The 22,607-nt window shown below is 42.7% G+C and carries 17 protein-coding genes and 1 pseudogene; 5 read left to right on the top strand and 13 right to left on the bottom strand.

Annotation, left to right across the window (positions count from 1 at the left end; genetic code table 11):
- Positions 1-55: 55 nt before the first annotated feature.
- Genes FTT74_RS08755 through FTT74_RS08745 form a run of 3 tightly spaced genes read right to left on the bottom strand, consistent with a single transcriptional unit; the run spans position 56 to position 2,967 of the window.
- Positions 56-1,501, bottom strand: a complete 1,446-nt coding sequence (locus FTT74_RS08755; protein ID WP_004974925.1) for an NAD(P)(+) transhydrogenase (Re/Si-specific) subunit beta — start codon at positions 1,499-1,501, stop codon at positions 56-58.
- Between the two features lie 3 nt (positions 1,502-1,504).
- Entirely contained in the window at positions 1,505-1,828 is a 324-nt protein-coding gene (locus FTT74_RS08750; RefSeq protein WP_004974924.1) for a proton-translocating transhydrogenase family protein, read from the bottom strand.
- 11 nt (positions 1,829-1,839) lie between these two features.
- Positions 1,840-2,967, bottom strand: a complete 1,128-nt coding sequence (locus FTT74_RS08745; protein WP_004974923.1) for a Re/Si-specific NAD(P)(+) transhydrogenase subunit alpha — start codon at positions 2,965-2,967, stop codon at positions 1,840-1,842.
- 881 nt (positions 2,968-3,848) lie between these two features.
- On the opposite strand from FTT74_RS08745, the gene FTT74_RS08740 reads away from it, so the two are divergent.
- Together FTT74_RS08740 and FTT74_RS08735 are read left to right on the top strand one after the other, a co-directional pair.
- A complete protein-coding gene (locus tag FTT74_RS08740) occupies positions 3,849-4,772 on the top strand; it encodes a DMT family transporter (RefSeq protein ID WP_004974922.1) in 924 nt (307 codons plus the stop codon).
- Between the two features lie 94 nt (positions 4,773-4,866).
- The gene (locus FTT74_RS08735) at positions 4,867-6,057 is read left to right on the top strand and encodes an MFS transporter (RefSeq protein ID WP_096901400.1); all 1,191 of its coding nucleotides are present in this window, start codon (positions 4,867-4,869) and stop codon (positions 6,055-6,057) included.
- A gap of 28 nt (positions 6,058-6,085) precedes the next feature.
- Here FTT74_RS08735 and FTT74_RS08730 read toward each other — a convergent pair whose 3' ends face one another.
- Positions 6,086-6,730, bottom strand: a complete 645-nt coding sequence (locus FTT74_RS08730) for a hypothetical protein (protein WP_004974903.1) — start codon at positions 6,728-6,730, stop codon at positions 6,086-6,088.
- A 230-nt stretch (positions 6,731-6,960) separates the two neighbouring features.
- Here FTT74_RS08730 and dusA point away from each other — a divergent pair, with 230 nt between their 5' ends.
- Positions 6,961-7,983, top strand: coding sequence for a tRNA dihydrouridine(20/20a) synthase DusA (dusA, locus tag FTT74_RS08725; RefSeq protein WP_179988889.1), 1,023 nt, complete (start codon positions 6,961-6,963; stop codon positions 7,981-7,983).
- A gap of 63 nt (positions 7,984-8,046) precedes the next feature.
- Here dusA and FTT74_RS08720 read toward each other — a convergent pair whose 3' ends face one another.
- From FTT74_RS08720 to FTT74_RS08685, 8 genes and pseudogenes are all read right to left on the bottom strand, one after another.
- Positions 8,047-8,820: a ThiF family adenylyltransferase gene (locus tag FTT74_RS08720; RefSeq protein ID WP_096901398.1), complete on the bottom strand. Its 774-nt coding sequence runs from the start codon at positions 8,818-8,820 to the stop codon at positions 8,047-8,049.
- Between the two features lie 68 nt (positions 8,821-8,888).
- Positions 8,889-9,713, bottom strand: coding sequence for a TatD family hydrolase (locus FTT74_RS08715; protein WP_096901397.1), 825 nt, complete (start codon positions 9,711-9,713; stop codon positions 8,889-8,891).
- A gap of 1 nt (position 9,714) precedes the next feature.
- Positions 9,715-10,731: an RsiV family protein gene (locus FTT74_RS08710; RefSeq protein WP_096901396.1), complete on the bottom strand. Its 1,017-nt coding sequence runs from the start codon at positions 10,729-10,731 to the stop codon at positions 9,715-9,717.
- Positions 10,732-10,780: 49 nt separating this feature from the next.
- Positions 10,781-11,596: a hypothetical protein gene (locus tag FTT74_RS08705; RefSeq protein WP_004974888.1), complete on the bottom strand. Its 816-nt coding sequence runs from the start codon at positions 11,594-11,596 to the stop codon at positions 10,781-10,783.
- Positions 11,597-11,763: 167 nt separating this feature from the next.
- Positions 11,764-13,356: a peptide chain release factor 3 gene (locus FTT74_RS08700; protein ID WP_004974887.1), complete on the bottom strand. Its 1,593-nt coding sequence runs from the start codon at positions 13,354-13,356 to the stop codon at positions 11,764-11,766.
- A gap of 136 nt (positions 13,357-13,492) precedes the next feature.
- Positions 13,493-13,729: pseudogene (locus FTT74_RS08695) on the bottom strand (Fic family protein); the annotation flags it as partial.
- 3 nt (positions 13,730-13,732) lie between these two features.
- Positions 13,733-15,799, bottom strand: a complete 2,067-nt coding sequence (locus tag FTT74_RS08690) for a bifunctional diguanylate cyclase/phosphodiesterase (RefSeq protein WP_154320324.1) — start codon at positions 15,797-15,799, stop codon at positions 13,733-13,735.
- 323 nt (positions 15,800-16,122) lie between these two features.
- On the bottom strand, positions 16,123-18,327 hold the full coding sequence (locus FTT74_RS08685) for a carboxy terminal-processing peptidase (protein WP_096901393.1): 2,205 nt from the start codon (positions 18,325-18,327) through the stop codon (positions 16,123-16,125).
- A 194-nt stretch (positions 18,328-18,521) separates the two neighbouring features.
- Between FTT74_RS08685 and nagZ the strand changes: the two genes are divergently transcribed.
- Together nagZ and FTT74_RS08675 are read left to right on the top strand one after the other, a co-directional pair.
- Complete coding sequence (nagZ, locus tag FTT74_RS08680; RefSeq protein WP_179988890.1) at positions 18,522-19,625, top strand: beta-N-acetylhexosaminidase; 1,104 nt, start codon at positions 18,522-18,524, stop codon at positions 19,623-19,625.
- 557 nt (positions 19,626-20,182) lie between these two features.
- Positions 20,183-21,073: a class I SAM-dependent methyltransferase gene (locus tag FTT74_RS08675; RefSeq protein WP_004974878.1), complete on the top strand. Its 891-nt coding sequence runs from the start codon at positions 20,183-20,185 to the stop codon at positions 21,071-21,073.
- Between the two features lie 59 nt (positions 21,074-21,132).
- Here the strand turns inward: FTT74_RS08675 and FTT74_RS08670 are convergent, their stop codons facing one another.
- Positions 21,133-22,467 (bottom strand): alpha/beta fold hydrolase, encoded by a 1,335-nt coding sequence (locus FTT74_RS08670; RefSeq protein WP_004974874.1) that lies wholly within the window; start codon positions 22,465-22,467, stop codon positions 21,133-21,135.
- Positions 22,468-22,607 lie beyond the last annotated feature (140 nt).

Genomic DNA, 22,607 nt, shown 5'->3' with positions numbered 1-22,607 from the left:
ACATCAGCCATAAAAAAAACCGCCCGAAGGCGGTTTCATATCTGGAAACAGTGTCTTAGTGACCTGTACCGTTGATTGATTTAGTCATATCTTCCACAACTTTCTTGGCATCACCAAAGATCATCATGGTCTTGTCGTTATAGAACAAGTCGTTGTCTAGACCCGCATAACCTGTTGCCATTGAGCGCTTGATGACCATAATGGTACGTGCTTTATGCGCTTCAAGAATTGGCATGCCGTAAATTGGCGAGTTTGGATCGTCTTTTGCCGCAGGGTTAACTACGTCATTTGCACCAATCACCAACACCACATCTGTTGCAGGGAAATCTGAGTTGATTTCGTCCATTTCTAAGATGTCTTCATACGGTACGTCTGCTTCTGCAAGTAATACGTTCATGTGACCCGGCATACGACCTGCCACTGGGTGAATCGCAAAACGAACAGTTACACCTTGCTCTTTTAACAAGTTGGCCAATTCTTTGACCGCATTCTGTGCACGACCTTGCGCCATACCATAGCCCGGTACAATTACTACGCTGTCTGCATTTGACATCAAGAAGCCAGCATCATCAGCAGAACCTGAACGGTAGTTACGTTGCACTTGCGCACCCGCTGCTGCCGTTGGTGCTGCTGCACCGCCCATCGCACCACCAAACAATACGTTGATGATTGAACGGTTCATGGCTTTACACATGATGTAAGACAGAATCGCACCTGAAGAACCGACCAATGAGCCTGCAACAATCAGCATGTTGTTTTCAAGTGTGAAACCAATACCTGCTGCCGCCCAACCTGAGAACGAGTTCAACAATGACACCACAACTGGCATGTCACCACCACCCACTGGTGCAATCCATACCCAACCGAATGCCAATGCTAAACCTGTCATTGCCCAGAATGAAGTCATGTTGCCGCTCAGGAAGAAGTGAATCCCAAAACCGAGCATAGCAAGGAAAATTAACGCCTGAACAGGTTTTACCCATGCACCCGAAATAGTTTTTGCCCATTTCTTCGCCGCCAATTTACCGTATGCAAAAACAGATGCAGTAAAGGTAATCGCCCCCACGAAACAGCCCACAAACAATTCAAATAAATGAACTTTGCTCATTTCATGGAAAGTAATGCCATTTGCAGCCAACAAGTCTGGACCAAGTTCGATTAACTTGTTGTTATGAATAATCGCAGCAATCGCAATTAAAACTGCAGCCAAACCGACTAAAGAGTGCATTAACGCTACAGTTTCAGGCATTTGAGTCATTGGCACCGTACGTGCGCGGGCAATACCCACCACCGCACCTGCTGCCATAGCTGCCAGAATCATCCACACAACTGGATTGTCTGCCACAAAGAATGTAGTCAAGACTGCAATCGCCATTGCGATCATGCCGTAACGGTTGCCCGCAATCGCAGTTTTAGGCCCAGACAAACCACGTAAAGTTAAGATAAAGAGCACAGCCCCGATTAAATAGAACCAGTCTGCATATTCACGAATAAATTCCATGCATTAGCCCTCTTTTTTCTTTGCTTTTGGTTTGAACATTTCCAGCATACGTGCAGTCACTGCAAAACCACCGAAAATATTGATGCTTGCCAAGAACACAGCAATCGCACCCAGTACACTCACCACATTAATGGTTTGGAAATCGACACTGCCTTCTACACCCATGATTGGTAGACCAACAGTTTGAATCATCGCACCGACAATAATGATTGAAGAAAGTGCATTGGTTACTGCCATTAATGGCGTATGTAACGCAGGTGTTACCCCCCACACCACGTAGTAACCTACGAAGATGGCAAGGACAAAAATCGTAATTGTTTCAACCATGAGAATTCTCCTTAACCACGCTTTAACAGCACTTGACCGTTATGAGTGACCAGCAACGCTTTCTGAATTTCTTCTTCAGGATTCAATGCGAAGTTCTTGTCGTTATCAAATAATGTTTCAACAAAATTCAACACATTACGCGCATATAGTGCAGATGCTTCTGTCGATACAGTCGATGGAATGTTTGGAATACCCAAAATTTTCACACCATTGGCAGTCACTACAGTTTCACCGCATTGTGAACCTTCGACGTTACCGCCCGTTTCGACTGCCATATCTAAAATCACAGAACCCGGCTTCATTTTTGCCACAGTTTCCGCTTTGATTAAACGCGGTGCATCACGACCCGGCAATAACGCAGTGGTAATCACGATATCCGCATTAGAAACGGCTTTATCGACAATCACTGCTTGGTCTTTAATGTATTGTTCACCAGGCATCCAGCCATAACCATTTTTGGCAGCATCGGCAGCTTTTTGTTGTTCTTCTTCAGACATTGGTACGTCTAACCACTTACCACCCAAAGATTCCACCTGATCTTTTGCCGTTGGACGCAAGTCAGTTGCTTCGACTACAGCACCTAAACGCTTCGCTGTTGCAATGGCTTGCAAACCAGCAACACCCACACCCATGATCACAACACGCGCAGGTTTTACAGTACCCGCTGCCGTCATTAACATTGGGAACATGCGTTGATATTCTGCTGCAGCCAACAACACAGATTTATAACCTGCCAAGTTGGCTTGTGATGACAACACGTCCATATTTTGCGCACGCGACAAGGTACGTGGCAAAAGCTCTAAAGCAAATGCAGACACCTGAGCCGCAGCAAATTGGTCTAATTCAGTATTGCGGTAAGGATCAAACATCGCCACCACAGTGCTGTTCGGTGCAAGTTTTTGAATTTCTTCACCCTTTGGGGCACGAACTTTCAAAATCATTTGGCTACCGCGATAAGCATCATCTGTCATGGTCGCGCCTACTTGTTCATAAGCGCTGTCGATATAAGCGGCTTTTACGCCTGCACCACGTTCAATGACTACGCTATGACCCGCGCTAATCAACTTCTTTACTGTTTCTGGCGTCGCAGCGACACGATTTTCACCGACAACAGTTTCGGTTGGAATTCCGATCTGCATGAGCGTTCCTCAAGCTAGTTTTTCTTAAGTCAACATCGTGGATAACGATGCTTTCCCCTCAGGATAAGTTTTGTTGAATTTTTGGATTCTAATGCAACATTTTTAAATTACCACCCAATATTTATTTAATAAATACCTATATTTTGAACTGATGATTCATAAAAATATTGTTGCGAGATATAATTGATAAGTTTTGCTTATTGAATATAAGTATAATTATTCAGCAAAACTTCGATTTGAAGTGTCTAAAAGAAAAAAAGCGATGCTTTGAGCTTGCAGTTGACCACATTTAAATGAATTAAGCATTGATCATTCTGACACGCATTTCACTTAATTGGGAAAATCCGACTTAGCGCTAAAAGATTGCATATCTATACATTTAAGCGCTAAAAGCAAAAACTTAAACACCAAATTGACTTTTTTGACAATTTTTACACCGCACAACATGGTTCAATTTAGAAGTGTTTTGCGCATCTGAAAACCTTAGAAAAACCTACCTTTGCCTTATGAGTAAAACCGAATATTTGAAACAGTAAAACTTTTAAAAGAAGCTTGAATTTATTCAACTCAGGTCTAAGTTAAGTGCTGCTATTTTTTCATTTTTTTTGTGCGTCATTTTGTCTGATGATGGATTTTCTCTGTTTTGCAATATTTTCAACTAATTTGCACCATTATCGTGCAAATCCCATTTACTCTACTTTTCACAAAATTTATGCCATCTCAAGCAGACCATCTGCATAAAATCGGCTATGCTTGCTCAAATACAGCACACACAGCTTGATCCATGCAGTCGCATCTGCCTTTATCTATCATGCAACTTGCATTTGTGTGCGCGGCATGTGTCACTTCTCTTGCATCCACCTTGCTCGACAGCATTTTTCATGATCAGACTTAACGCCACACAATGGGGCTCCATCTTTGCCTTATTTGCAGCCTTTTTGTTTAGTACCAAAGCCATTTTTATTAAACAGGCTTATGCACTTTCACCGTTGGTCGATGCAACCGTACTCATGGCTTTGCGCATGGCAAGTGCCCTGCCTTTCTTCTTGCTGATTTGTTGGCTCAATCGCCATCACAGTCGCAACATCTCTACACGCAATTGGCTGCTAATAATATTTGCAGGTCTGATGGGCTATTATTTTTCTAGCTGGCTGGATTTTTTAGGGCTGATGTTCATTAGCGCTTCATTAGAACGCATTATTCTGTTTTTATATCCAACGCTCACCGTTCTGGCTTCGAGCGTAATGTATCGGCAGAAACTGAGCTGGCTGAGTCTGTTTGCAATTGCTCTGAGTTATGGCGGAACAGTGATTGTGATGTTACAGGAACAGAGCAATACCCCACATGACACGTATTTTTGGTTAGGCAGTAGTTTGGTGTTCGCCAGTGCAGTGTGTTTTGCAGGCTATTTATTGCTGACCAAAAGCCTGATTCAGCATTTTGGTTCATGGAATTTTACAGGTCTGGCTTTAAGTATTGCCTGCATCGGTACGCTTACGCATTACAGTTTGGTCACACCGAATCCACTGGGACTGGTGCAACAACTGCCTGTAGAAGTGCTGGGCTATGGCATAGCTTTAGGGATATTTGTCACAGTCTTGCCCACCTTACTCATGGCGCACAGTATCGCCCGTTTAGGTGCGGCACAATCGGCCATGATTGCTTCAATTGGCCCCATCTTGACGATTCTATTGGCCACAGCATTTTTAGGTGAACATCTAAATGGCATACAATGGTTCGGCTGCATGCTCAATATTGTAGGCGTGATGATGATCACCTTGTCCAAAAACAAGTTCTCTCATTAAGTTAAAGGCGACATCCTGCCACTAATGAAGTTGAATATTGGATTCAATCTTTGAGCTACTGCAACCCCGTTTTACCATTGACCTTAGGATAATTATGAACACTGCACCCGACATCAGCCAAGATAAAACCCTGCTCTGGTTGATGGCGATCGCCTGTGGTCTATGCGCGGGGGCGAATTATTATTGCCAACCGCTGATTTACTCGATTCATCAATCTTTCCAAATTCCGCAATCCCAAGTGGCATTGACAGTGACTTTTGCACAAGTGTCTTATGCTCTGGGTTTATTATTCATTGTGCCCATGGGCGATATTGTCAATAAAACCAAATTCATTCCCTTATTGATGTTTTTGGCCTCGATTGGCTTATTTTTATGTGCCTTTTCCAGCAATTTAAGCATGCTATGGATTGGCACGATTATCACAGGGCTGTTTTCAGTTGCAGCACAAGTCTTAATTCCCTTTGCCACCATGACCGTAAAACCTGAAAAAATGGGTGAAGTGGTCGGTTTATTGATGAGTGGTTTATTGGTCGGTATTTTACTTTCGACCAGTTTGGCAGGTTTGCTGTCCAACTTATTCCATTGGAAAGTGATTTACCTGATTAGCGGTGTGCTGATGCTTTGCATTGCCGCGGTACTCAAAGCACGCTTACCCTTTATCTCAACCAGCAAACTCAGCTATTTGGCCGTGTTTCAGTCTATGGGCAAACTCATTTTAGAAGAACGTCGTTTGGTCTATCGTGCCTTGCTCGGTGCGTTTGCTTTTGCAGCGATGAGCGTGTTGTTTTCCACCATTGCAGTATTACTCAAATCCAGTTTTGGCTTAGCTGACTTTATGGTGGGCATTGTGGCAATGGTGGGTGTATTCGGTGCTCTTTCGACCAAACACGTGGGGAAAATTGCAGATCGTGGCTATGTTACAGCGCTGACGTGGGGTGGTTTGGCGCTATTGGCAATCAGTTGGGTCTTTCTATACAACGGACAATTTAGCTTATGGAGCTATATTCTTGGTTTTGGCTTAATTAACCTTGGGCTTGCCACCGTACACAGCAGCAACCAAAATGTAATTTTTCGCTTACGCCCCGATGCCAAATCGCGGATTAACTCAATTTATATGACCAGTTATTTTACTGGCGGTGCTTGTGGTTCTGCCTTGGGAATCTATGCATGGCAACACGGTGGATGGTTATGGAGTTGCCTAGTTGGTTTGTGTTTTGTTACCGCCGCAATGAGCTTTGCCCTACTCGACTGGCAGCATCAACGTCAACACACCGCCATGCCTTAAACGCTGCGATTACAATCAAGCAAGTCGCTTAAGACATTTGCATCACAGGGTAAAATGGCTGACTCAATTCCACATTTTCTAAATTTTCCAATAAGATTTGGATAAAACACGGCATCAACGCACACAGTAAAGTATTGGCATGGCTGAGTTGTTTGCGGTTGATTGCACTGTTATAAGTTGCACCACCTTGTAAAAGTTGCTGCTGTAACGTCAATAAGCGCTTAAACAAACATGCCAAAATTGTAGCTGAATCATGGATGTGCAATGCCTGCATAATCTGCTGTTTCTCTGCTTCATAATCTGCACGCCATTCAGCTTCAGTCATTTTTTGATTACGCCAATCCCAAAAACTTTGATACAAATAAGGGTTGGTCAGCAACACCTCTAAACTTTGTGGATATTTTTCCCAAATAATTCTCGCCATGCGCTGATCGACATCTTTTTGATACATACGCTGCACAAATTGCTGCAAGGTCTGTTGTGTATGCTCTGCCGTTTGACCTTGCGCATACAAGGCACTCAACGCCACCCATGCTGTCATAAATTGCATATCGACATCATCATGAAACTCAATGGCTTTTTTCCACCAACTTAAACTGCGCTGCATGCGTAAATTAAATGCCGTTGAAAATTCATTTTTCTTAGTTCGATAAATTTCTTCTAATACCAACATTTTATTTTCCCTCTTATGCTGCGTTATCCTATCTTTTCAACATACTAAAAAACGGCTACGCATACAAATACTGAGCAGTTCCGCTTTAGCATCTACGGTTGCGCTGCTTTGTTCATAGCGAACAAAGCAAAGTTAATGCCAATGGATGTGGGTTGGGGATACTGTCGATTTTCACTTAAACCCCGTATAATGCGCGGTCTTGTGCTTTTGTTTTTCAATTCAGGTGGGTTATGACACGTGCCATCCAAACTTTACAACCTCGCATTTCGGTTGCCCCGATGATGGATTGGACTACCCGCGATTACCGTTTTTTTGCACGTTTATTTAACCCCAATATCATTCTGTATACTGAAATGGTAACCACTGGCGCAATTTTATTTGGTGATGCCAAGCGCCATTTAGATTACAGCAAAGAAGAACATCCTATTGTCTTGCAGTTGGGCGGTTCAAATCCGAAAGACCTTGCGACCTGCAGTAAAATGGCACAAGACTGGGGTTATGATGAAATCAACCTGAATGTTGGCTGCCCAAGTGATCGAGTACAAAACAATAAAATTGGTGCGTGTTTAATGGCAGAACCAGACTTGGTTGCAGAGTGTATTGCCGCCATGCGTCAATCGGTTGATATTCCTGTGACCGTAAAACATCGCATCGGGATTGATGACATGCACTCTTATGCAGAGATGCTGTATTTTGTGGATACTGTGGCTCAAACAGGTTGCAATAACTTTATCGTGCATGCCCGAATTGCCTTATTACAAGGTTTATCGCCTAAAGAAAACCGCGAAGTTCCGCCTCTGCGTTATGAGGATGTGTATCGCCTAAAACAAGACCGCCCCGAATTGTTAATTGAAATTAATGGTGGAATTAAAACGTTTGCCGAAACCCAACAACACCTCAAGCATGTCGATGGGGTGATGATTGGTCGTGAAGCCTATCACAACCCTTATTTACTGGCAGAGCTTGGGCAATTATGGGGGCTAGAATTACCTGACCGTTTTGAAATTATGCAGCGCATGTTGCCGTATATTGAACAACGTCTACAACAAGGTGCACCACTTTCTGTCATTACCCGCCATATTTTAGGTTTATTCCAAAACCTGCCAGGTGCACGTAAATGGCGTCAGGCACTAAGTGGCGGCAATGCCAAAACATTTGCAGATGTAGAGCAAGCATTGGTCAATATTCAAGCAGCAATGCAGCGTACGGAAGACTATTCAAAAGAGCAGCAGCTACAACGACCTACTGAATAAAGTCATTGGCGATGTGCAAAATCAAAGAACTTTTTTATAAGCCATGCCTCGCATGGCTTTGATTTATGTATTTTTAGCCTGTAAGGCATCTAACTTTTTCAACACTTCTGCCACAGCTACCATCGCAAAACTGGACGTGACCACCACCGCCGAACCATAGCCGCCACAGCGCAAGCCTGCGCTTGGGCATACATCGGCACTAGAAAATGGATTGTCGATGGAATACACACAGGTAATCCCAAACTTTTCTTTTGGCTTTTTACAAATACCTTTGCTGCGTAATTGGGCGCGCAATTTGGCCAACATTGGGTCTTGTTCGGTTTTAGATAAATCTGCCACTCGAATTTTCAACGGATCAAGTTTGCCACCTGCACCACCCGAAACAATCAGTGGAATCTTGTTAAAACGACAATGCAGCATCAACGCTAGTTTAGCTTTTACGTCATCAATGCAATCTAAAATCAAATCAGGTGCAGTCGCCAATAACGCTTTGACGTTATCTGGACTGAGGTAATCATCGACCAAATTAATTTTGATACGTGGATTAATAGAACGGCAACGCTCTGCCATGACATTAATTTTTTCATGCCCCAAGGTTGAGCTCATGGCAGGCAATTGACGGTTAATGTTAGATGCTGCGACCACATCCATATCCACCAATGTCAGCTCGCCGATACCCGTACGTGCCAACGCCTCAACCGCCCAAGAGCCGACACCGCCAATTCCTATCACCATGACATGACTTTGGGCATAATGCTGAAAAGCACTGTCGCCATAAATTTTGGCCACACCTGCAAAACGGCGTTCATATTCATCATCTTGAAGAAGATCTGTCATGCTGCAATCAAATTTAATTTCAAAGTGTGGGCATTTTACTGCGTTTCGCAGACTTCGTGTTGTTTCATCTAAAGTTTAGGCAGGTCTAATACTTGAACACTATTCTGCCAAAGCTGTGCGGCTAAAGTTTGCGGTGCAATATCTAAACAATCCGCTAAACCTTCAAGCACATAAATCAGGTTCGCAGGGGTATTTCGGGTTCGTGATTGAGTATCTGTCTGACAACATAAAGGCGTCATATCGGGGCAGTCGGTTTCCAAAACCAAATGTTCAGCACCAATTTCCTGCACAACACGGCGCAGTTTTTTTGCATTGGGATTGGTAATCTGCCCTGTCACACCAATTTTAAAGCCCAATTTGATCAGTGCTTTGGCTTCTTCTACCCCACCGCTAAAAGCATGTGCAATGCCACCAAACTGAAATTGTTGCTGTTTGAGTATTTTTAAGGTTTCGGCATGAGCCTTACGAATATGTAGCAGTACAGGTTTTTGTCGATGGCGTGCGATTTCCAATTGCGCGGCAAAAAAATCTTGCTGCTTTTGAAACGCTTCAGGCTGTTTATGTTCAACCAAAAAAGTGTCTAAGCCAATTTCACCCACCGCGACACAATGCTGTTGTTGCAAAAACTGTTCTAAATCTTGTAAATGTTGGTCTTGATGTTGTTCGATATAAAAAGGATGCAAGCCTGGTGCAAGATGACTTTGTGGCACATGCTCAAGTTGGTTTAAAAACTGTTGTGTAGAGATTAAATCTTGAAAACGTGATTGTACAAAGCCAATCAGTACCAAATGTTCTACGCCTGCTGCCTTGGCCGCATACGCCAATTGCTCCCGATCTGAGTCAAAATCAGGTACATCAAAATGGGTATGCGTATCAAACAGCGCAATGCTCATATTAAGATTTCGCTTTGGTTGTGTTTACTGCACTGGCTTCGGCAGATTTTGCGGTTGCTTCAGAGGCTGCTTCTGTTACAGGCAAATACGCAGCTTTTAAAATCCCCTGCAGTTCTGCATACGGAATGGTTAAACGCGGTAAACCAACGACATAAGGGCCTATTTCATATTCTGCGTATTGCAGAATTAAACCCTGTTGACCTAAATAGTAATTTTCCGACAGCTTAAATTTCCACGCTTGTTCATATTCTTGCACATTGGTGGAAAGTTCAGATGCGATGACCCATTGTTTAAACGCTTCGTAGGCTTTGCGCTCCAATTGTGGACGCTGCTTCTCTAACAGAATGTCATTTAACAATACTAATTTTTTCTGTTCTAAATCAAAATTATAGTATTGCTGTGCCGATGCACCATGCGCTCCTCCCAAATAACTACTGCTATTCAGTACCACGGTTGCCAAAGGCTGATCTGCATTCAAAATTTTAGGCTTAATCATCAAACTGATTTTATGATTTGAGCTTAAAGCTTTCAGTTCCTGATCAAGTACCAAAAAGCTTTGCACATAAGGCACAGTTTGTTTTTCTAATTTTTGCGCCAAAGTTTCCACTTGTGCAATGGCTGCTGCAGTGGGGTTGCTGGCAGGTGCATCTGCAGCACTGGCTGCTGTATTTTCACTGGCTGCATTCTCAACTGCTATAGCCTCAGAAGCCGCCTGCTGTGGTGCAATTTCTAAAATTTGTGCCAATTCTTGAATAATTTTCTGATCAATAAAATGGTCGATAAAGGCCTGATTACTATTCAAACGCTCAATTGAAATTTCAGGGCAGTTATTCCCTTCACATTTAGGCAACGACAAATTCAGTTTTTCAGTATCCCCGACCAGTTTTAAGCTTTGTTGTTCCGCCTGCGTCTGCTCTGGCTCGACTGTTTCTGGTTCGGTTTTCTTTGGCTGACATGCAGTAATCCCTAGCGTTGTAATTAAAATACTGATGGCCAAAATACTTTTATTTTTCAACATGGATCCAACCTTGATTTCATCTATTTTTGCTTGTCACCGTACTCACCTACTAAAACATAGATGGATAGATGTCTGCTTTTAAAACTTGTTGTGTTTGTGCTTTGCTTAGGTAAATATCTAACTGCGTGCCATCTTTGACAATTTCATGGGTGCGATAATGCAATCCTAAGCCCTGATCATCAAAAAACCAATCTGCCTGCCCCCAGTATAATTTGGCAGGTGCTGCTTTTTGCACGTCACTGCTTTGTGTTTTGAGCCAATCCTGATAGGCCTGCTGTACAAAAGTATTCATACGGGTTTGTTGTTTGGCATCAATCACATCTAAAACAGACAAGGCTTTTTGCTGCTTCCGATCTGCCACAAAGAAATAATAGCGTTCCTTGACTTGCGTGCCTTCCTGTTTGCTATCTACCCCGACTTGCAACAAAACATATTGATTGCGTTGATATGCCATACGGGTGTACATCGCCAATTCATAAGCTTTATTTTGATCTAATTGTGCCTGCCAAGCATCGGATTTTTTCACATAGGCATCTACGGCTTGCTGCAAATTCATGTTTTGTTTTAAGCCAATTTGGTCTTGAATCACCATGGCCTGATTTTTTGCAATCCAACTGTTGAGCCATGTATCTTGGGTATTTAAAGTTTGTACTTCTAATTCAATGCAGTTTTTATTTTCACAAAATGGCAAGGCAATTTCTGCCGCCTGTTGCTTGATATTCAAATACGGTAAAACATCCGCTTGATCTTTCTGAAAAATAGACGTTTGCTCATCTGAGTTTTGATCTTGTTTAGATGAGTCACAGGCGCTAAGCAAAACCATCCCGCTCAAAATTGCACCCAGATAAACCGATTTTTGCTGCATGATTTCCCCAATTCATTTATCAAAAATAATCTTTAATCTTTTACCGCCCCCATAATAAAACAGCTTCCTAAAGAAGCTGTTTTAATTTTGAAACTTTTAGGCATGCCGAACATTCATCTGCGCTACGCTGATTGCATCTGCCAGATTAAGCATCATCAACCTGAGGCTTAGTGCTCGCGTGTATTTCTAAACTCAATGTCAGGGTAACGCTCTTGCATTAACTGTAAATTCACACGACTTGGCGCGAGATAAGTTAAGTGACCACCACCATCGACAGACAACTGATCGTGGGCTTTTTTCTTAAATTCGTTAAACTTTTTCTCATCGGCACAAGACACCCAGCGTACCGTGTTGATGCTGACAGGCTCGTAAATACAATCGACTTTGTATTCTTCTTTCAGGCGATAGGCGACGACTTCAAACTGTAGCACACCAACAGCACCTACGATTAAATCATTGCTGTTTTGTGGCATAAAGACTTGCGTTGCACCTTCTTCTGAAAGCTCTTTAAGGCCTTTTTGCAGCTGTTTGGACTTCAATGGGTCTTTCAAGCGTACACGACGGAACATTTCAGGTGCGAAGTGCGGAATCCCTGTAAATTGCAACTTTTCACCCGAAGTGAAGGTATCGCCAATTTGAATCGTCCCGTGGTTATGTAGACCAATAATGTCGCCCGGCCAAGCTTCTTCGAGGTGCTGACGGTCACCTGCCAAGAAGGTCAAGGCATCGCTGATACGTACATCTTTATCAATACGCACATGCTTCATTTTTAAGCCTTTTTCATACTTGCCTGAACAGATTCGCATGAAAGCAATACGGTCACGGTGCTTCGGATCCATATTGGCCTGAATTTTAAAAACAAAACCACTAAAGCCTTCTTCATTGGCTTCTACAATACGGTCTTGCGTTGGATGTGCTTTTGGCGGCGGCGCATATTCACTGAATGCATTCAATACATGATCTACACCGAAGTTACCCAAAGCAGTACCAAATAGCACTGGTGTTTGACGACCCGCTAAAAACTCTTCACGGTCTAAAGGCTCATTCGCCATTTGTACCAACTCAAGTGATTCTTCAAATGCCGCCCATGCCAATTCACCTACTTTTTCACGTAGGTCTGCATGGTTATAGCCATCACGTACTTCAATTTCAGGAATGGTTGAACCAAAACCTGATTTGTACACATAAAACTTTTCTTCGATGAGGTTAAACACCCCTGCGAAATCACGCCCTGTACCCATTGGCCAAGTGATTGGCACACACTTAATTTTGAGGACATTTTCAATTTCATCCAACAACTCTAATGGTTCACGAATTTCGCGGTCCATTTTGTTGACGAATGAAATGATGGGTGTGTCACGCATACGACACACATCCATTAATTTAATGGTACGGTCTTCGACACCTTTCGCACCATCAATCACCATCAGTGCAGAGTCCACCGCAGTTAGAGTGCGGTAAGTATCTTCAGAGAAATCTTCGTGCCCTGGGGTATCGAGCAGGTTAATCATTTTGTCTTTATACGGGAATTGCATCACCGAAGTTGTAATGGAAATACCACGTTCTTTTTCCATTTCCATCCAGTCAGATGTTGCGCCACGATCTGACTTACGGCTTTTTACCATCCCTGCAACTTGAATGGCTTGTCCCCATAACAGCAGTTTTTCTGTCATGGTGGTTTTACCAGCATCGGGGTGGGAAATAATCGCGAAAGTACGTCGCTGTGCGACCTGCGCCGCTAACTCATCTTTAAAACTCATGCAAGACACCTACTGCAGAACCGCAGTGTATAAGATCAAAATGATCAATATGAAAAATTGGCGTAATTGTAGCAGATTTGAATCAAATTTTATTGATTGTTGATATGTTCTAATTTATCCACAACTGAGAATATAGTTATTTTTTCAATCTATACTTTTGCTTTTGGCTTTTCGGTTTTTCTGGAATCGTACGTTCAATCAAACCTACTTCTATGGCAGGATTCATATCGTTCTTTTGGAATGTTGCGCTATGAGTTAAACCTAACAACTGCATCAACTCAGCCAAACTATATTCATCTTGTTTCATCACTGAAATTAAACGCTGGACTTGGTCGCTCACTTGTACGCTATCTTGAGCGGTAGCATGATCGCTAGCTTAAGCCGAATGTTTAAACAGCTCTTCTAAACGCTCAACATCCATTGGTAAGCCTAATAAGTAGCCCTGTAATTGCTGACAGCCTAAACGGGTTAAAATCTCAGCTTGCAATGGCGTTTCCACCCCTTCAGCGGTCACAGTTAAACCCAGTTTAATGGCTAACTGAATAATACTTTCTAAAATTAATTCTTCTTTGCTGTCCAAACACAAATCTAAAATAAAAGCACGGTCAATTTTCAACTCATCGACTGGCAATTTTTTCAAATACAAGAAACTCGAATGTCCTGTACCAAAATCATCAATCGCCAATTGAATCCCCATTTGACGCAAACGCTCAAAACTACGAATACTCGATTCAATATGATGCATTGCTGTACTTTCAGTCACTTCAATCATCAGGTGATGGGGTTGAATCTCATAGCGTTTAAACAAGTTTTCTAACGTCGAAAATAAGTGTTTATGTTCAAACTGCACTGCCGATAAATTCACAGCCACAGGAAATAACGGTGCACCCGATCTTTCCCAAATTTGAATTTGTTTAAAGGCTTCTTCTAGCGTCCAATAGCCAATTTGAATAATCAACCCCGTCTTTTCAGCCCCTTTAATAAACATATTTGGGGTAAGTAAACCATGTACGGGGTGATACCAACGAATTAAAGCTTCTACGCCACAAATTTTATGGTCAGCGGCTTTAAACTTTGGCTGATAGAACAACGCAAATTGTTGTTGTTCAACCGCTTTATATAAATCATTAATCAACTTACTTTGGCTTTTGGCCTCAAGTAACTCCAGATCATAATTAAATACCGAACTGGTGTTACGCCCCTGATATTTAGAGGTCAGCATCGCCGCATCAGCATTCATTAAAATATCTTGCAAATTGGTGCCATGCTCTGGATACATCGCAATGCCAATACTGCCTGAAATATTAATGACCTTGCCTGCAATTAAGAAACTTTGCTGAATCAGTTCTAATATTTTTTCAGAAATGAGCGTGGCTTCTGCGATATCGGTATGTTCAATCACCAAAAGAAATTCATCGCCACCAATTCTTAATAACTGGGTATTTTCGCCCAAGTGGGATTGCACACGTTTAGACAACTGAATCAGCAATTGATCGCCAACATGATGCCCAAATACGTCATTCACCGCTTTAAAGCGGTCTAAGTCGATATACAAAAATGCAATTTTAGTGTTTTTTTGCCGATGCTCAGAAAAAAGCAATTGTGCATATTCAGCTAAATATAAACGGTTGGGCAATTTGGTCAGGTTATCTTTGACTGCCTGATTGGCCAATTCACGGTTGGCTAAAGACAATTGTCTGCTTTTTTCTTCTAAGCGCAGCTCCAGCAGAGATACGCCCACCGCAGCAGCAAAAATCAGACTGGTCACTAAAATAACCACCAACAGAGCTGGCCCTTGCCCGATCTGGAAGTGCCCTGATTGAGGCAAATCTGCTGTAGAGTAAAAATGCAGTGCTTCCATGCCTATATAGTGCATGGCAACAATGCTCAGACTCATGAGCACCGCAATGAAAATTTTATATTGTGCCTGACGCCCCATTCTGCACTTGGAATGAAACATAAACCAAAAGGTAAGTATTGCTCCGCCAATGGCCACTAATACAGACAGCAAAACAATGGTAGGATCATAATAACTACGGTAGCCTTCTACCTGAATTCCCATCATGCCCGTATAGTGCATGCCTGAAATACCCAACCCCATTAAAATGCCGCTCAGGATCAAACGCGCCACAGGCAAGGTCGATTGCGTGGTCAGCCAAACCGCAAACGTAGAGGCGATAAATGCAATAACAAAAGATAGGGTCGTAAAGCTAAGATCAAATTGATACGGTGCAGGTAACTGGCAGGCCAACATGCCCACAAAATGCATACTCCACACTGCCGCACCCAGCAGCAAACCACTCATGATTAATGCAATTTTTTTTAGTTGTTGTTGTACATTTTGAAAAAGCATTTGCCCAACAGACACTGCAAAATAGCAGGCCAATACTGAGATTGCTACCGAGCCAATTACCAAGCTCAGATCATAATGTACATGCATCATTAGATGTATCCATCTCTGTCATATTTTATTGTTTTTCGGCTACTCAATCTCACACTCTCTTATAAATAATAACTAAAAAGCAACCTGAACGACGGATTGATCTAGCAAAGACTGCATTGACTTAAGAGTCTAATACTATTCCGCTTTGGTCAATAGTCAAATATATAATATGTCATCATGAAATAATGGCAATTCAAAACTGCTAAAAATAGCTGTCTGACTCAAAGCTATATGCATCTTGTCACTTTACTTTTCGCTTTAGGATGAAAAAAACCAGCAACTTTTCGCTGCTGGTTCTATTTGATTAAGATTCTAACATTGTTTTAAGGTTGATTCGGCTCAGAAACACCTTTTTGTAACATGGCATAGTCTTGCAACACCTGCGCTGCTTCAATCACAAAAGCTTCTTCCTCAGGTAAAGCAGGGCGTTGTGCCGCTTTCATTTTGGCACGCGCTTCTGCCAAAGCATCAATAGATGCCTGATAGCTTTCCCAATTAGCAAATGGTTTCAAACCTGTTTCCTGACGGCGTTTGTTTTCCGCAGTCAGCGTTTGTTGCTCCAAAGCTAACAACTCTGCTCTGCGTTGTTCAATATCTAACACAATGCTTTTGCGATCTTCAGTTTGTTTGGCAATTTGCTTACGTTGTTCCAAATATTGAAATTGCGGATCAAGCGTGACACGTTGCTGTGACAATTGCCCTAGCTTGGTGATGTACGGCTGTACTGAACCTTCACGCTTAAATGGTGCAGTTGGAATAGTATCCCACTTCAAAGCATTTTTCGCTTTGCGTTCACCAAACTCCTCATTGTAAATATCCACCAGTTTAATGTCAGGAATCACACCTTTGTTTTGGGTACTTCCACCTGTAATACGGTAGAACTTACGTTGAGTTAAGGTCGCCTGCCCATAGGCTAAGGTGTCGAGTTGTACCTGCGCTGTACCTTTACCTGTGGTGGTGCTACCAATCACAATCCCGCGCTGATAGTCCTGAATTGCAGCAGAGTAAATTTCACTGGCCGAAGCAGAAGCAAGGTTAATCATCACTGCCAATGGGCCTGCATAAGTCTGTGCACCGCCATCGTCATCTTCAAATACGCTCACGTTGCCATTGCCATCACGAATTTGCACTACAGGGCCTGATTTGATTACTTGCCCAAGCATACGTGCCACTTCTTCTAGTGAACCGCCAGGGTTGTTACGCAAATCGACAATAATCCCTGCGACATTTTTGGCCGCCAAACTTTTCAGGGCATTGTTGGTATCCTCCGACACCGAGCGATATTCATTGCCTGCACGACGTGCACGGTAATTCAAATAAAAGGATGGAATTTCAATCACACCATAGGTATAAGTTTGACCATCACGTTTGATGTCAATCGTTCGTGAGCGAACTCCCGCATCTTCTTCCTGAATCACATCACGCACAATGGTCACATTACGCGCCTGATTCATCGCCGCACCCGCACCCAACAAACGCACAGTGACTTTGGTGCCACGTTTACCACGAATCAGCCCAACAATTTCATTACTCGGCCAACCCACAACATCCACCATTTTTTCGCCATCTTGCGCCACACCAATAATGCGGTCACCCGATTTCACCTGCCCTGTTTTACTGGCAGGGCCACCTTCAACAATGGTTTCAATTTTAGTGTAGTCTTCATTGCCCCGTTCAGGACGAATCGACACCCCAATCCCTTCAAGCTGCAAAGTCGTTTGACGATTCAGCTCCATCGCATCAACAGGTGGGAAATAATTGCTGTGCGGATCATAAGTCAGCATCATCGCATTCAAAGTTTTATCCAGCACATCATCGCTCTTTAAACGATCCATGCGCTCTAACTGACGAGTATAGCGCTTAGTTAAAGTCTGCACTGGAGTCAAATCTTCTGGACTTGCCAAATCCTGACCATTGGTCAATTCAGGGTTATCTTTAATGGCTTTTTGTTTTGCCAATTCTTCTTCTTTGCTAATGGTCAGGTTAATGAGCTGCGACACCAGCATTTTTTGCCAATGCTTACGCATTTCTGCTTCAGTATTAAAGAACGGTGCTTTTTCCCGATCTGTTTCAATCGTGACATTTGGCTGTTTTAAATTTTGTGGTTTTTTCAGCTCTGCCAACATGAAATGATAAAACTGTTTTAAGCGTTCACGATACTGTGCATGAATTTGATACGGTCCAGCCAAATTGCCTGCTTTTAATGAAGCGCCAAATGTTGCTGCATATTGTTTGCGGTATTGCTCAACTTCTTTAGCCAAAAACAAAGTGTGGTCAGGGTCTAAACTGTCGATATAAAAATCAAAAATGCGCTGCGACGTCGCAGCATCTAAACGCTGATTTAAATAATGCTGACGATCGACCAAGGTCGCCAATTGACGCGAAACCAAAGCTTGTTCCTGCGTCGGCACAATACTGTTAGCAACGACAGCGGTATTATTGGCTGCAATTGCCTCGTTAATGGCGTGAGAAAAGAAAAAACCGCCAGTTGCTATTGCAACCGCACAAGCGATGGTTTGAAGTTTCATAAAAATATTTACGTCCTTGGTTTTTGACCAATCTCTGCTTTTCACAATGAATTGAGCAGATTCAAAATCTTATACAACTTAATTTGGGTCTGTCGTGTAGTTTTATCATAATCTGTGCTGTCAAAATGTAGCAAATCATTGCAGAATTCAGGTATTGTTTTTTTATTGATAAAAATCGAATACGGACACCCAATATGATTGGCGCATTGATGCTCGACATCGCTGGCACAGAACTTACTCAAGAAGATATTGAACTATTAAGCGCTCCGCAAGTCGGTGGAGTCATTTTATTTGCCCGAAATATCCAATCTCCTGCGCAAGTACGCGCCTTGACCGACCACATGCGTCAGGTACGCCCTGATATTTTAATTGCAGTCGATCAGGAAGGCGGACGCGTACAACGCTTAAAACAAGGTTTTACCCTATTGCCTGCTATGGGTAGATTTGGCGAGTTATACCAAAACGAACCTGAACGTGCCTTAGATTTAGCCGAAGAATGTGGCTGGTTGATGGCCACCGAAGTATTAGCCGTAGGCATTGATTTTAGTTTTGCACCCGTTTTAGATTTAAATGACATCAGTGATGTCATTGGAGATCGTGCTTTTGCTGCGCGTCCTGTCGATATTATTGCTTTGGCAGATGCTTTTTTACGTGGAATGCATCGTGCAGGAATGGCAACCACAGGCAAACACTTTCCTGGACATGGATCGGTTAAAGCAGACTCTCACGTTGCTGCCGCGATAGATTCACGTTCTTTTGCCGAAATTCAACAACAGGATATGCAAACCTTTATCCAACTGCAAAATCAACTGGATGCGCTCATGCCTGCGCATGTCATTTATGATCAGGTCGATCCGAACCCTGCAGGTTTTTCTGAGTTTTGGTTACAGCAAGTGCTTCGCAAAGACTTGGACTATGATGGTGTACTCTTTTCGGATGATTTAAGCATGCAGGCGGCTTGTGTAGCAGGCGATGCCGATGCACGTATTCATGCCGCTTTGCTTGCAGGCTGTGACATGGGATTGGTCTGCAACAACCGTGCTGCACAACGATTGGCTTTAAATGCGATTGCCGATTTACCCTTGCCGAATCAGGCACGTTTAGAACGCATGCGCGGTAAAATCCCTGAGCTTAGTGCAGAGTTTAGCATTGCTGAAGTTTTAGACTTGGGTGATGAATGGCGAAGCGTCCGTGATCGTATCTTGGTATTTAAAGAACAAAGTGCCGCGCTACTGGCAGCACAAACTAGTCACGACCCGACCAATTATTCAAGTACCACTAAAAACGCTGCGACTTGAGATCACCACAAACTAACTAGGGTCTGTTGACAATTCGTCTATGTTTGCGACGTGAGAGATATATCTCGCAAGATTTTTTAGCTGATATAAGGCATGGGACAGGAAATTTAGTCATTCTAAATGACTGGCACATAACGCAATAGCAGCAAAAAATATGCTCGCCCCCTTGCGCAGCAAACAAAGCAACGCTTTGTTCTTGCTCATGTGGCTAAAACTTTCTCAGATTGCGTTATGGAACTTGAAAATAGGTCCACTATTCCCTGCGTTTTATGCCTGATCTGCTCAGTTTTAGCCTACAGCGCAAGCCATTTATGAAATGTCAACAGACCCTATACGCCTTCACTTTTTCACAGCATTTATACGACAAAGGAACACGACAGCTTGTTCCTTTTTGATTATGATAAACTTATTCTATTTTGAGTATATGCCTGACACCGCAGCTTGAGTGTCAAAGCATGCCTAAAAAGACAACGACCACCATACAAACAATTAAGGTCTATACGAAAATGACAAAAACATTGCTGAACAGCAAAATCACGACAGAAAAAAGGACTGAAATGCACAACTCGGATGCCAAGCCAACTCGCTCAGACACGACTGCATTGTCCAAACATCGGCATATTTCTTTTACCGCACATTATACGGGATATATCTGGTATCAAAGGGGGATTTCACATCCTGTATTTGCGACCCGAAAAGGCAAGTTTTTAGCCAAATTGGTACATCCTTTAGAAAACTGGGCAGAACGTCATGTGGGCGGCAGTATGCGCAGCACCCTCAAACAACGTCACCAAATGATTGATGCACACTTAACCGCACTGATTCAGCAACATCCGCAATTACAAGTGCTCGAAATTGCATCTGGGCTGTCACCACGCAGCTGGAACTTTCGACAAAAATATCCTGAACTGAATTACCGTGAACTGGATTTGCCTGATATGGCGCAAATTAAAACTCAAGCGTTACGACAAATTGACCACGACGCACCTGAAGTTCTCACCGCCGATATTTTTAGTGAATCCTTTCAACAGGCCTTTGAATATTTTGATCACTCGCAGCCCTTAGTAATTATTAGTGAAGGTTTAATTAACTACTTCAGCAAAGACATGCTACAACAGCTGTTAAATGGCATGTGTAACTACACCCAAGACTTTCCAGAACTGCATTATTTAACCGATATTTACCCTGAACCCGTCAAAAACAAGCTCGCCAATTTTATTTGGAACTGCAGCCGATTATTGAAATTTATGTCACGCAGTGCTTTCACCTTTCACTTTCAATCTCCGCAGGAATTAACTCAGTTTTTTCAAAATGCAGGTTTTGAGCAAGTGCAGCTACAACAACCACAACTGTATTTTTCCAACAGCTCTTTAGAAAAAACAACCGCAGAACATTTAGGCGATTTAGTCTGGATGGTTCATGCCTACAAAAAAAATAGCGTGGTTTAACACGCTATTTTGATTCTATTTTCTTTGGATAATTTTAAACCAAGCACTGATTTTATCTACTAACGGGCATATTCCAAATTTTGTGCAGCCGCTTTTTGACGTTCCACATAACGCAACAAACGCTCTGCCACCTCAAAACTACCATGCTTAAATAATGCGCGTAGTTGCTGCCCTTGGCTTTCAAAAATTAAACATTCAATGCTAAAACTGCCTTCCTCATCCTGTAATTCTAAGGCCATATCTCGTTCAAACTGTGCTGCTTGTGCCGCCAACGCAGCATTTTCAAAATCAAGCAATACACCAAAGAAGTTTAAATCGACAATGTGCGTAGCAATTTTCAAATCAGAATGACGATACTGCAAATGACTTTGCGGATTTTGCACCCGAATACGCGCTTCTCCACGGCGTTCCATCGTCAATAGTTGCGCACGTGTCATTGGAATAATGCCATCTAAGTCCTGAATAGATTCATCGCTTAAAAAGGTCGCAAATAAATTCATGGTTTCTTTACGGCGCTGTAATTGCGGCACATGATCTGCATTGGCAATCATGGCAAATTCCATGTTCGGGCACTGTAAGGCAAAATTGGCATTTTCATGCGGCAAGGTAAAACTGTCATATTGCCCACACGCCACCAAAACCTTACATTGCGGAATAGGCACATTGGTTAACCGCAATAAACGGTTGCAGTTCACATCGTAGCGATCTTGCTCTGTAGCGGTAAAGTCGGCCATTTGTCGGTAAAACAAACGCTTTGCAGTCGGTGACATGCGAGTTTGTTCCATTTTGGCATGATTGACCAAGTATAAAATCACCGCCTGACCAAATTCATCCATGCGCTGCTCTTTCATTAAATGCAGTGATTCTTCAAGCAACATGCGCCAACTTTTACGGGTCTTTTGCATAACCCCCATTAAAATCATGCGATCAATCAATTCAGGACGCTGATCTGCTAGACACGATGCCACCACCGAACCCAATGACATGCCCATGACGGATACTTTATCTAAGCCGACAATATCCAGCCAATCACCCAACATCTGACCTAAATCATGCAGTTCTAGCGTTCCTGCCGACTCACCTGTTTCCACATTGGTCATTTGCTGATTGGCGCCCATAGATGGCATATCAATTAAAATGATTGGCCCTGCACGAAAAAGCTGCTCGACACAATATTTATATGAATTAAAGTTTTGGAATGCACCACCAATAATCACAATTGGAGTTAAATGTGCGGTTTCTGGCTGAGCAATTGCCATGTATTCCACTTTCCAGCCGTTGATCCAAGTGGTACGAGCGGGTTGTTTAAAGCTGTGTTTATCGTAAATATCAAAAAAACAGACATGCGAACTTGCGTCCTGTACATCCGTGTCCATCTGGATCATGGAATTCATATTCCTTACCTCCATGCGCATTTTATTTTTATTGTGCAAGTGTTCGTCATTGAACGATTACCCACTTATCTGAATTAAAGTGGCATCCTGCTTATTGTTGTGAATGACATCAATGTCGTTATCGCATCATTCTATACAGG

This window comes from Acinetobacter sp. YH01007 (genome assembly GCF_013420425.1).
GTDB classification, from domain to species: domain Bacteria; phylum Pseudomonadota; class Gammaproteobacteria; order Pseudomonadales; family Moraxellaceae; genus Acinetobacter; species Acinetobacter towneri.
The sequence above is the reverse complement of the archived record's forward strand: the minus strand, read 5'-3'. Positions and strand labels throughout refer to the sequence as shown.

Bases quoted from the DNA above. Each gene is read 5' to 3' on its own strand.
- FTT74_RS08690 (WP_154320324.1), bottom strand. From the start codon at position 15,799: ATGATGCATGTACATTATGATCTGAGCTTGGTAATTGGCTCGGTAGCA.
- FTT74_RS08740 (WP_004974922.1), top strand. From the start codon at position 3,849: ATGATCAGACTTAACGCCACACAATGGGGCTCCATCTTTGCCTTATTT.
- FTT74_RS08745 (WP_004974923.1), bottom strand. From the start codon at position 2,967: ATGCAGATCGGAATTCCAACCGAAACTGTTGTCGGTGAAAATCGTGTC.
- dusA (WP_179988889.1), top strand. From the start codon at position 6,961: ATGACACGTGCCATCCAAACTTTACAACCTCGCATTTCGGTTGCCCCG.
- FTT74_RS08670 (WP_004974874.1), bottom strand. From the start codon at position 22,467: ATGAATTCCATGATCCAGATGGACACGGATGTACAGGACGCAAGTTCG.
- FTT74_RS08700 (WP_004974887.1), bottom strand. From the start codon at position 13,356: ATGAGTTTTAAAGATGAGTTAGCGGCGCAGGTCGCACAGCGACGTACT.
- FTT74_RS08705 (WP_004974888.1), bottom strand. From the start codon at position 11,596: ATGCAGCAAAAATCGGTTTATCTGGGTGCAATTTTGAGCGGGATGGTT.
- FTT74_RS08715 (WP_096901397.1), bottom strand. From the start codon at position 9,713: ATGAGCATTGCGCTGTTTGATACGCATACCCATTTTGATGTACCTGAT.
- FTT74_RS08750 (WP_004974924.1), bottom strand. From the start codon at position 1,828: ATGGTTGAAACAATTACGATTTTTGTCCTTGCCATCTTCGTAGGTTAC.
- FTT74_RS08720 (WP_096901398.1), bottom strand. From the start codon at position 8,820: ATGACAGATCTTCTTCAAGATGATGAATATGAACGCCGTTTTGCAGGT.
- FTT74_RS08685 (WP_096901393.1), bottom strand. From the start codon at position 18,327: ATGAAACTTCAAACCATCGCTTGTGCGGTTGCAATAGCAACTGGCGGT.
- FTT74_RS08730 (WP_004974903.1), bottom strand. From the start codon at position 6,730: ATGTTGGTATTAGAAGAAATTTATCGAACTAAGAAAAATGAATTTTCA.
- FTT74_RS08675 (WP_004974878.1), top strand. From the start codon at position 20,183: ATGCACAACTCGGATGCCAAGCCAACTCGCTCAGACACGACTGCATTG.
- FTT74_RS08735 (WP_096901400.1), top strand. From the start codon at position 4,867: ATGAACACTGCACCCGACATCAGCCAAGATAAAACCCTGCTCTGGTTG.
- nagZ (WP_179988890.1), top strand. From the start codon at position 18,522: ATGATTGGCGCATTGATGCTCGACATCGCTGGCACAGAACTTACTCAA.
- FTT74_RS08710 (WP_096901396.1), bottom strand. From the start codon at position 10,731: ATGTTGAAAAATAAAAGTATTTTGGCCATCAGTATTTTAATTACAACG.
- FTT74_RS08755 (WP_004974925.1), bottom strand. From the start codon at position 1,501: ATGGAATTTATTCGTGAATATGCAGACTGGTTCTATTTAATCGGGGCT.